This is a genomic window from Aequorivita soesokkakensis (assembly GCF_001641085.1).
In the GTDB taxonomy this organism is placed as follows: domain Bacteria; phylum Bacteroidota; class Bacteroidia; order Flavobacteriales; family Flavobacteriaceae; genus Aequorivita; species Aequorivita soesokkakensis.
The window spans coordinates 40,155-51,344 of the sequence record NZ_LXIE01000048.1; the positions used below are offsets into that span (position 1 = coordinate 40,155).

The 11,190-nt window shown below is 38.6% G+C and carries 10 protein-coding genes; 6 read left to right on the forward strand and 4 right to left on the reverse strand.

The features are described from left to right. Window positions 1–19: 19 nt before the first annotated feature. On the forward strand, window positions 20–829 hold the full coding sequence (locus tag A7A78_RS12920; RefSeq protein ID WP_068762883.1) for a hypothetical protein: 810 nt from the start codon (window positions 20–22) through the stop codon (window positions 827–829). Here A7A78_RS12920 and A7A78_RS12925 read toward each other — a convergent pair. The 3 genes from A7A78_RS12925 to A7A78_RS12935 form a co-directional block, all read right to left on the reverse strand. After that, window positions 826–2,178: a flavin monoamine oxidase family protein gene (locus tag A7A78_RS12925; RefSeq protein ID WP_068762884.1), complete on the reverse strand. Its 1,353-nt coding sequence runs from the start codon at window positions 2,176–2,178 to the stop codon at window positions 826–828. The two genes, A7A78_RS12920 and A7A78_RS12925, sit on opposite strands and share 4 nt — an antisense overlap. Before the next feature lie 105 nt (window positions 2,179–2,283). Then, a complete protein-coding gene (locus A7A78_RS12930) occupies window positions 2,284–3,990 on the reverse strand; it encodes a DUF2207 domain-containing protein (protein WP_068762885.1) in 1,707 nt (568 codons plus the stop codon). 29 nt (window positions 3,991–4,019) lie between these two features. Continuing rightward, on the reverse strand, window positions 4,020–4,580 hold the full coding sequence (locus tag A7A78_RS12935; protein ID WP_094746151.1) for a LemA family protein: 561 nt from the start codon (window positions 4,578–4,580) through the stop codon (window positions 4,020–4,022). Window positions 4,581–4,789: 209 nt separating this feature from the next. Between A7A78_RS12935 and A7A78_RS12940 the strand changes: the two genes are divergently transcribed. From A7A78_RS12940 to A7A78_RS12955, 4 genes are all read left to right on the forward strand, one after another. Then, window positions 4,790–5,917, forward strand: coding sequence for a putative porin (locus tag A7A78_RS12940; RefSeq protein ID WP_165593572.1), 1,128 nt, complete (start codon window positions 4,790–4,792; stop codon window positions 5,915–5,917). 128 nt (window positions 5,918–6,045) lie between these two features. Beyond that, on the forward strand, window positions 6,046–6,666 hold the full coding sequence (locus A7A78_RS12945) for an alpha-ketoglutarate-dependent dioxygenase AlkB family protein (protein WP_423190705.1): 621 nt from the start codon (window positions 6,046–6,048) through the stop codon (window positions 6,664–6,666). 39 nt (window positions 6,667–6,705) lie between these two features. Then, complete coding sequence (locus A7A78_RS12950) at window positions 6,706–7,278, forward strand: dihydrofolate reductase family protein (RefSeq protein WP_068762887.1); 573 nt, start codon at window positions 6,706–6,708, stop codon at window positions 7,276–7,278. A gap of 9 nt (window positions 7,279–7,287) precedes the next feature. Beyond that, window positions 7,288–7,839 (forward strand): dihydrofolate reductase family protein, encoded by a 552-nt coding sequence (locus tag A7A78_RS12955; RefSeq protein ID WP_068762888.1) that lies wholly within the window; start codon window positions 7,288–7,290, stop codon window positions 7,837–7,839. Between the two features lie 102 nt (window positions 7,840–7,941). Here A7A78_RS12955 and A7A78_RS12960 read toward each other — a convergent pair whose 3' ends face one another. Further along, complete coding sequence (locus A7A78_RS12960) at window positions 7,942–9,813, reverse strand: B12-binding domain-containing radical SAM protein (RefSeq protein WP_068762889.1); 1,872 nt, start codon at window positions 9,811–9,813, stop codon at window positions 7,942–7,944. A 268-nt stretch (window positions 9,814–10,081) separates the two neighbouring features. Here A7A78_RS12960 and A7A78_RS12965 point away from each other — a divergent pair. Continuing rightward, on the forward strand, window positions 10,082–11,190 hold a 1,109-nt coding region (locus A7A78_RS12965; protein WP_165593573.1), incomplete at its 3' end, for an AAA family ATPase.

Genomic DNA, 11,190 nt, shown 5'->3' on the forward strand with positions numbered 1-11,190 from the left:
AAAAAAACATCCTTTGCAAATGAAACCAAAAACCTGCAACTGCCAAAACCCGCCAATTCTTTCCTCAAATTTTACTAAAAAATTTATAGGAACAGATACCACAAATGGCCGTTTTGGAGAAGTTTCTATTGAAAGCTGCAAACAATGCAATGCTAAATGGCTTCACTATTTTGTGGAATATGAATCTTTTTCCCAATCAGCTAGATGGTACAGAGGTCTAATTTCTGAAGAAGCGGTTCCAAATATAATTCCTACAAACGCCATTGCTTATTTAAAATCCTTGGAGTGGCATCTCTTTGGTGGAAGTTATTTCAATTCCACCGGCGAACGAGGCAGTGGGAATATTTCAGTTGATTTATATAAACAATATATTTTGGGAAGCTTAAACGAAAACGAAATATTAATCAGCGAATTTGAAAACATTCAGAAAATTGGCATTCTAAATGTTGACACTTTAAATATTGATTGGCAACCCACACAGATATTAAATAATAATGGCTTTTCTGGTTTCAGTCAAAAAATTGGGGAACAACGTTTCACTTTTTTCAGACACAAAAACAAACTAAATATCTTAGCAGAAACACAACTTATTGAAATTGATGCCGAAACTGAATCACATTTAAAACGTGTTGGTACTGAATTGGTTTTTTCAATAAGTAAAAACGGCACTGTTCTTTTTGAACAAAGGCACAAGCAAATAGAATCAATCGTTCCCATAAAAGATGATCCAACTCCTTTTGTTGAAGCGGAAGATTTTGACCTAAGGATTTTAATCCATAATGTACTGACTGAAAATGGTCGGCGCGATAGAATGTTTAATACTGATTAAACCTTCTCTGCTGCCTCTTCCCCAGTATTTATAGCACCTTCCATAAAGCCTTGCCAATCGGCGATATGTTCCCCAGCAAAGTGGGTATTCAGAAACGATTCCTGTAAAATGGGTCGCACTCTAAACCACTGGTCTTTGCCATACATTGCATAAGCTCCCTTGGAATAACTGTCCGTGCCCCAATAATAATTCACTTGGTTGTTTAACTTGCTTCTCACATCCCCAAAATGCGGGTTTAGGGTTTCAGCAATCATCTTAGCATTCCAAGCGTCGCTTTGGTTTGCAATTACCGCAGCCTTTTCCCCGATGCTGTATGAAATAAGCACCCCTTTATCCGACTTCTGGTTTTTGGTAGCGTGGTAAAAGTAATGTGGACTTTGATCGGTAATCATATCGAAGCTTTCATCTTTCCAAAAGCGGTCGTTAAAGAGCATCGCGTGTTTGTTGATTCGTGCGTATTGCAATTCGTTAATGGCGCTCACCTTTTCTGTGGGCAGGCCTGGTTGCCAGTCTATTTTGTTCATCGCAAAGGTTGGGATGGTGCAGATAATTTTATCGGCTTCGAACATAGTTCCGTTGTCGCAATACACCTTTACTTTATCGTCTTGAACAATTTTGCTAACAGTGTGCTTCAGCAGAATTTTATCCTTGCCTATTTTTTCCGAAAGGCGTTCCGCAAGCATGCCATTTCCACCTTTTATTTTAAGATCCATCTCATTCTTTTCGCTACTTTCGGCATATTCCGCCAAAGCCGCAAAAGATGAAACCTGACGGATACTTTCCCCAAAATCAGTACTGTCCAAAAGTTCGCGAATATCCAAATCACGACCTTCACAACCGTTTTGAACCAGATAACGCCACCAATCCATTTTGTCCATAATAAGCTTGTCCTTTTCGGTAAGATTGCCGTAATCTTCCAGCATCTTTGTCATAGTGTTGTTCCAATTATCGCTGTAATCCCACTTCCCCGCTGGGGAATATTCCCCTTTGTAAATCATATGGGTATCAAACTGATTATTTTTCAGTTCCAAGTTCAGTTCGCCACAAAGCTCCTGTATTCGGGTATGTGAATTTCCTACCCATTCGCCACCGAGTTCTATCACTAAATCGTTATCTATTTTGTGTGAAAACACACGGCCGCCAATGCGCGGGCGACTTTCCAAAACTATGCAGTCAATGTTTCGCTGTTTCAGTTTATAGGCAGCCGCGAGACCGGCAAAACCTGCGCCAATAATGATTACTGATTTTGCTTTGGGAGTGAAAACATTTGCAAAAGAAGGCGTTGGCAATAAAACGGTACCGGCAGTAGCCACAGATACCTGCTGGATGAATTTTCTACGGGTCGTCATAACGGTTGGTTGTTAGTTGTTTAATTATATATTTTGAAAATAGAAATCTTTCCAAAAGTATTTTCAAATCCGTTATTCCCTATCACATACTTTAATTTGCGAATATCACCAGCTTCCACCACCGCCACCGCCAAAACCGCCCCCAGAGGAACCTCCGCCACCAGAACTTGACGGTGAACTGACCATAGTTGACTGTGCCGAGGATATTGAATCTGAAAATGAATTTGAAAAATTATGCATTGTAAACACGCCCGCAGAAGAGGTGTACCAACTTGGAGGCTGCAAATTGAGGGCTTCAAACTTCTTCGCCCATTGGGAAAAAAGACCAAACGCAAGGGCGTAGCCCATAGTGGTTTCAAAATAGGATGGGCTATCCTGCAAAAGCATTCTCAATTTGTTTTCCTCTGCTATTTTTATGAAATTTTTAAACCCTTTCAACTCTGAAAAAGCTTCATTGCCTTTGGAATTTTTCTTCACCATATAAATGCTCATAAACAATAGAAAAATAGCAACGGCAATCACAACCAATGCTGCCCAAAGTCCCCAAGTTGAAATAAATATAAAAAATAATACAAACGCTAAAATCAAAATGCCGATTATGGTTATCGTCTGCATTTTTTTGGCTTGGGCATCGTAATAAATCTGGGCCTGCTCTTTCAGTTTCGTTTTGGCACTCGCCATTTTAGTATAAAAAGAATCTTTCAAACTACTTATTAAAACTTCTTTTTCACCTGTTCCAGAATAGCTTCCGAAGAGACCGTTAAAGATTTCTTCTTCGTAATCTGGCGCGCCTACAGGCAATGGTCTTAATCGAGTGAGTTTTGTATCGTCCTTCCCAAACCAACCTTCTTTGGGGATTTGTTCCATCTTAATAATGCCGCGTGATCCCCAATAAGGTATCAACGAGATAAGGTCTGGCGTGTCCGCATTATCGTCAATTAAAAACCCTGCCATTGCCGGATCCATCCCGCTTGGAGGAAAATAACTGGTAGTGGCCACTACCCTATCATCTTTTCCGTATTTGTTCCAAACCCAATAAAAAGCAAGCAACATCGCTCCAAGAATCAGCGTCCATCCGTAATCTGCCCAAAAAGGCCACCAAGGTTTAATCTCCTTTACGGAACCTGGGGGAAGATTGATCAAAACCGTTACGCTTTGCCCAGGAACAGATAAAAAGTTCGGTAAACTTTTGGCGGTATAAACGCCATCATAATAAGTTACATCAAAATCGTTGCTGGGAGTGTTTACACCTGTATTACCTGAGTAAACGTAAATAGCACCTAAATCGCTACTCATCCCCTCGGGAAGGTGAACGCTGAAATCGAGTTGTTTAAACACGGCATACCAACCATCGGGTTTAATATTCCAATAAAAGCGAATATGGGATTCTTCAAAAAGAAAGGCATTGTAAACCCTATATTTTATTTGATAATGTTGTGGGCCAATAACGGTTACATCCTTATCTCCTATCTTTATTTGCAGGCTATTGCTAAGCTTTTGCACAAAATCCAGATCTGCTTCATATTTGTGGGAGGGCACATCAATATTTCTAATTTTGATTCTACGATTTTCGTGCTTGCCTTGTTCGTTAAGCAAGTCGTATTTCACTTGAATATTTCTGTAAATACCGTGCTTGTATTCCGTAAAGTTTAGGTCATAGTTTTCAACCACATCAAAATAACCCTCTTCACTGATATAAATATCAAGCTGGCTGTGGTTTACGTCAAAGCCTTGGGCAAACCCGGTTAGAGAAAACAGTACTACAAATAGAAGCAGTACCAGTTTTTTTTTGAATTGCAAATAGATCAACATTATTGTGGTTGTCGGTTGTCAGTTGTGGGTTAATTAAAACTCACCTTTACATTTTCACGTTCGGCAACTTCTGCCTCAAAATAATCGAAATGTTGGTAACCAAACATTCCCGTAAACAATACGCCCGGCATACTTTCGCCATAAGTATTGTTCTCGCGCACCGTTCCGTTGTAATAACGACGGCTGCGTTCAAGGTTTTCCTCTATCTCGTTAAGTTTTTGCTGAAGATCCAAAAAGCCTGCATTCGCTTTTAAATCTGGATATGCCTCGCCCAAAGCGAAAATACTTCGCAAGGTTTGTTGCAAGTGGTTTTCAGCTTTAATCTGTCCGTTTATATCGTCTGAAGGCACTGCCATTGCAGCATTACGGGCGTTGATAACACTTTCCAAAGTAGTTTTTTCGTGCGCAGCATAGCCTTTTACGGTTTCCACAAGGTTTGGAATTAAATCGTAACGGCGTTTCAGCGCAACGTCTATATTGCTCCATGCATCTTTCACCATATTTTTGTTTTTCACAAAACGGTTAAAGACTACTACCAACAAAAGAACAATCACTACTACAACACCTATAAGAAGTAATATAATACTCATAATTAAATATTTAAAGAGTTACGGTTTTATTGATTGTTTACAAATAACACCTGTTAGCCGTAAAGAGGAGGACACAATCAATTCATTCTGAACATCTAAGATACTATCTTTTATTAATAATGCAACTATCTTTAAAATTTTGAAGCTAAATAATTTTCACCTACATTTAATTTCAAAATGATCAACAACCAACCAATTTTTTTTCAATTTTGAATAAAACTACCTGCCTCCTGCTTTTGCTGTTGTTTCCTCTTTTCTTAACAGCCCAAAATGACAGCATTCAAAAGAAACTTAAATTCACAGCCGATTTTAGATTTAGAGTAGAACAAGACTGGAACTCCCAAAAACCCGATGGCTCCCAACGCGATGACCGAACCCGTTTGCGCTACCGGGCCCGAATTGGTGCAACCTATGATTTTAAGGATTGGGTATCCTTCGGGATGCGAATCCGTACGGGGCAAGCCAACAAACAGCAGGATCCGCAACTTACCATAGGCGATCAATTTAGCAGCGTGCCCATTGCTTTTGAAAAGATTTATGCCAACTTCAACTATAATTGGTTAAGCGCATGGATTGGAAAAAACACGTTCCCTTTTGAAAAGCAGAACGAGCTTTTTTGGAGCGACAATGTATTTCCCGAAGGCGTTGCCCTTTCTGGGAAATTCAGTTTTGAAAACGAATTTGTGCAATCCCTAAAAGTGAATACGGGGCATTTTATTTTCGCCACAAGTGGCACTTCTCTGGGAAATGACAGCTATTTTGAAGGAATACAGCTGGTTTCTTCACATTGGCAAAACAGAGTGAAGTTTTTCCCTGCTTTTTATTATTTCAAAAATATGCCGGACATCCCCGATGGGGGCGATACTTTTAACATTGACTATTCCGTAGTCCATCTTGGCACCAATGTGGTACTTCTTAAAAACCCAAAAGTCACCGCGGGTTTTGACTATTACCAAAACATGCAGGATTACCACGGTAATGATTCCATTCCGAAGTTTTTACAGGATCAAAAAACGGGCTATGTTGCCAATGCAGGTATCGGGACACTAAACAAAAAAGGCGACTGGAAAGTGCAGTTGACCTACACCTATTTGGAACGTTTTGCAGCAGTGGATTACCTAGCCCAAAACGATTGGGCACGTTGGGATTATTCATCGCAAGGCTCTCCGGACGGAAGGCTTACAAACTTTAAAGGACTTGAAATTATGGCCGGCTATGCCCTTGCGGAAAATATGGATTTAAAAGTGCGCTTCTTTACAGTGGAACAATTGTTAGCTTATGGGACTACCAAGGAAAATGGAAACCGCATACGGCTTGATTTTAATATAGGGTTTTAATACTTTTGAAAGCTTTCCTCCGTGAACTTCTGTGAAACCTCTGTGTAACTCTGTGTTACAGCTATAACACAGAGTTGCGCGGAGAAAAAAGAGTTTCACAGAGAAAAGTACTAAAATTCATATTTCCAATGTCGCAAATAAACATGTTTAATGTTGAATTTAATTCTAAAAAAAACCTTCTTCCAAAAGACGGCATGGTGAATTATTTCGGAAGAGTGTTTTCTGAAGAAGAAGCCAACCGTTATTATGAAAATCTCCTAAATAAAATCGATTGGAAAAATGACGAAGCCATAATCTATGGCAAAAAGATAATCACCAAAAGGAAAGTAGCTTGGTATGGCGATAAAGAATTTGAATATACCTATTCCAAAATCACAAAAAAGGCAAGCCTTTGGACGCCTGAACTTTTAGAGCTAAAAAGAACCGTGGAAGAAAAAAGCAGTGAAACTTTTAATAGTTGCCTGCTAAATCTTTACCATTCCGGCGAAGAAGGCATGGCGTGGCACAGCGATGCAGAAAAGGATCTTAAAAAAAACGGCGCAATTGCCTCGATAAGTTTTGGGGCGGCACGCAAATTTGCCTTTAAGCACAAGCAAACAAAGGAAACCATCTCCCTAAACTTGGAACACGGCAGCCTTTTGATTATGAAAGGCACAACACAAACGCATTGGCTTCACAGGCTCCCGCCAACCACTAAAGTGAATACACCAAGGGTTAATTTAACTTTTAGAACAATTGTGAAAAAGTAGAAAATAAAGAATAACGCAAATCACCAAAAGCAGAGTTATATGAGAAAAATAATTTCCTTCATGCACATCTCCCTGGACGGTTTTGTAGCAGGACCAAATGGAGAAATGGATTGGATTAAAATTGATGACGAACTCTTTGATCACGTAGAAAAACGTATAAACAAAGGCGACACCGCCTTATACGGACGCGTAACCTTTGATATGATGGAAAATTACTGGCCCACAGCAGCAGAAAAACCCAATGCAAGCAAGCACGACATTAACCATTCCAAATGGTATAAAGACGTTCACAAAATTGTTTTGTCCAAAACCCTGGCAGATGCAGATTTTGCTAACACAAAAATTATAAGTGAAAATCTAAAGGACAGTATAAATGAAATAAGGCAGGGAACGGGTGAAGACATTTTGCTTTTTGGTAGCCCATCAGCAACACATTCCCTTATGGGGCACAATTTAATTGACGGCTATTGGCTATTTGTTAACCCCGTTATATTAGGAACGGGAATTCCCTTGTTTAAGGAAATGAAAGAAAAAACAAAACTAAAATTAATATCTACCCAACAATTTACTTCTGGCGTTACTGAACTGAATTATATAGTGGATAGACAATAAAAATCTAATATGAGAAAAGTAATTGCTGCAATCAATATGACAATGGATGGGAATTTCGACCATACGGCCGGAATACCTGATGAGGAAACACATCAACATTATACAGAACTACTGGACCAAGGTGGCGTAATTCTATATGGAAGAACAACCTACCAACTTATGAAGTTTTGGCAAACACTTTTAGAAAATCCATCTGGTGAAAAATCAATGGACGACTTTGCCGTGGCTATTAATAAGATTCCCAAAATTGTTTTTTCACGCACACTCAAAAACGCCGAATGGAACAGCGCAAGGGTAGCAAATCAAAATCTTGAAAAAGAAGTATTAAATCTAAAACAACAAGCAGGGAAAGATATTTTAGTTGGCAGTCGGAGTTTAATTATACAACTAATGGAACTTAATCTAATTGACGAATTCCAACTATGTGTTCATCCTGTTATTGCAGGAAGTGGTTTGCAGTTATTTGAAAACTTAAACAAAAGAAAAATATTTAAACTCACAAAGACGAAAACATTTAGTGGTGGTGCAGTAATACTTTATTATGAACCAATAAAGGCATAACAGACAAGATTTAAGAACCACGACACAACACAGAACCAAATCCCAATGAGGTCACACTGAACGCAGACAAAGTGTTAACAACTAACGGCTAAAAGCCAAGAGCTAAGCCCCAACAGCCTCCAATAAAAAACTTTCAATCAGATCCGCAGGATGCCTAGTAGTAACCACCGGAAATTCAAACCAGTTTTGCAAGGGCACATCAAACCCAGTCCCATTCAAATAATTGTGCAAGGCAAGATTCAATCCATTCGTATATTTGGGATGATCGGCGCCTTGTGGATCTTCGTGCCATAAATCGTTTTGGGCGAAACCTTCAAACTCAGGGCCAGTAACAATGATTCCAAAATCCTGCGGGTTTTTGCCAATCGGACTGTGAACAGTAGTAGTAAACTGATGCCAATAAGCACTCTGAATACAATTCCGTTCAAACAACTGCCGCACCACCTCTAGCGAATCAATAGTTTCCTGTTCCGTTTCGGTGGGAAAGCCGTACATAAGATAGGCGTGCACCATAATATTGTTTTCGGAAAAGTTATGCGTAACACGGGTTACTTGGGCAATATCAACCCCTTTCTTCATTTTCGCCAATAATCGGTCCGAAGCAACTTCCAAACCGCCTGTTACCGCTATGCACCCAGATTTCGCCATCACTTCGCAAAGCTCAAAACTAAAAGTCTTTTCAAAACGGATGTTCGTCCACCAAGTAATTTTCACATTCCGTGCTATCAAGGCATTCGCTAAAGCCCGCAACATTTTTGGCGGCGCAGCTTCATCCACAAAATGAAAGCCCGTAATGCCCGTATCCTTTACTATCTTTTCAATCTTATCCACCAAATCCTCAGCAGTGGTGTTTTGGTAATTGCCAATATAATCCAAGCTCACATCACAAAACGAACACTGTTTCCAATAACAGCCGTGCGAAATGGTCATTTTGTTCCAGCGCGCATCCGTCCACATGCGGTGCATCGGGTTTACAACATCCAAAAAGGAAACATATTTCTGAAAAGGCAAGCCGGAATAATCGGGTGCGGGCAATTTGCTATGGTGATAAATGGTGTTCGGAAGTTTATCCATATAAACAACGGCATCGTTTTCCAGCACATACGTTCGTTCCAAACCCGTTATGCCAACTTTCCCTTCCAGATACCGAACTATTTTCAACAAAGGCCCTTCCCCATCGTCCAACGAAATAAAATCCACAAATTCAAAAATCCGTGGATCGGTAAGCGAACGCAGTTCCGTATTGCAATAGCCGCCGCCAAAGGCAACGTGAACGTCTGGAAAAAACTGTTTCGTAAACTGTGCACACCGCAAGGCAGCAAAGAGATTCCCGGGAAAAGGAATGGTAAAGCAAACCAAAAGTGGCTGCTCTTCTTTAATTTTTTCAATTAAAATATCCAGCATCTTCTCTTCAATAAGCGTGGGAGGATAACTTAAAAATTCATCCAGCTCATTAAAGCTACTTGCAGAAGTGCCAATTTGCTCGGCATATTTCGTAAAGGCAAAAAACTCATCTACATTGGCCTGTATAAAATCGCCTATCTCCTCAATAAACAGCGTGCCGTAATGCTTTCCCTTATCAATAATGCCAATGTCGCCAGCCGCCCATTTAATCTCCTTGTTTACCTTAGCCAATCGATGCCCTACCGGTAAAAACCCAGGCTCCAAGATTTTATGCGCTGTTGCTATATCCTGCTTTTGAAGAAAGGCAATAACCACATCCACCCGCGCAATATACAGCGACTTCATTTTGCGGACTTCTGGATAATCATAATGCTTTAAATCCTGCGCTTCCTGAAACATTTCGCGAAGAAAATCGCCCGTAAAAATGGCGGTAAAAAGCTCTATACTTAAATCGCATTGATGCACAGCAATGTCGTGAGCCTCCAAAAAACCCTTTAAATATGCCGATGCCGGATAGGCAGTATTTAGCTGTGTAAACGGGGGCGTTATAAAAAGAATTTTGGACTGCATGCTGCAAAGGTAGGGTTCTTTGAAATAGTTTGGTTAAAACAGCCTTTGATAATTGTTCATTGCTAATTGATCATTGTTAATTGTAAATTCCTATATTTGGTATTCTCCCCTCGTTCACCGAAGCTTTATGCGTAGGTGAACCACATTAATTTGCTCCTTTACGGTTTTCTGTAATGGAGATATATTACTTTGAATTATATATGGAAATAAACATATGCAAATCTGTGAGATAAACACAACAGACATTTTTTGCTGAAATAAAAAAAGAATGGAAATTAAAAGACTTAAAATTGAGAAACTTTATGGATATATTGATAAAGATATAAAGTTTAACCCTGACTTAACACTTTTGGTAGGAATTAATGGAGCAGGTAAAACAAGTATACTTAATGTCATTAATTGGATTGTAAGACCCTCTTTGCCTTACTTATGCGTAACTGAGTTTAAATCAATAACGCTTTGGTTTTCTTCAAACAATAAGGAGTATGAAGTTAACTGTAAACACAATAAAACAACTTTTCATTACAAATTAAAATCTGATGAAAAGGTATTTAACCCGCTCATAGTTCAACTCAAACATCATCCAAAGAACATTCAGAATGATGAGACATTAAGAAATAATTTAATTGAAGGTTATAAAAGATTAAGTCCAGACGAAAAAGAAAAAGAAACATGGGAATTAATTGCAACATTACCTTCACCAACAATAATAGGATTAGATAGAAACTTATATACTGAAGAATCTGAAGACTCAATTTACTTTGATGAAGGTGCAAAAATTATGTTGAAAAGGAAAAAATCTGAATCTTTAAAATCTCCAGTTGACAGAGTTAAAGAAATAATAAATGTTGAATATAGGAAGCGAAAAAACAAGGTGTTAAATCTCACTAATACATTGAAAAACCATCTTATGATCTCAGCTTTTGACGGAAGTATTACATTAGAAGGCTTAGCTTCTGGGACAAGATATAAATTAAATATTAGTCAAATTGAAAAAGCTGAAAGCAGAGTAAAGGAGTACTTTCAAAATTTTGAAAAGGACACTCTAACAGAAAAAGAAAAAAATACAATCACCAGCTATTTTAAAGAACTTAAAAACATAACTCTTAAATACACTGAAGACCAAAAAAATGATAATGTCAAATTGTTATATGCCTTGAATGCACACCAATTCATAAAAATTAGAAATCTACTAAAAGAATTTGAAAAATTTGAGGCACAGTCTATAAAAACCATGTCTGAAGTTCAGACTTATTTGGACACACTAAATTATTTTTTTAAAGATTCTGCAAAAGAAATTCTCTTTAAAGAAGATACTTCTGAGATTACTTTTAATAATTTAGACAAGAATGGTAAACCAATTACTAAATATAAGGA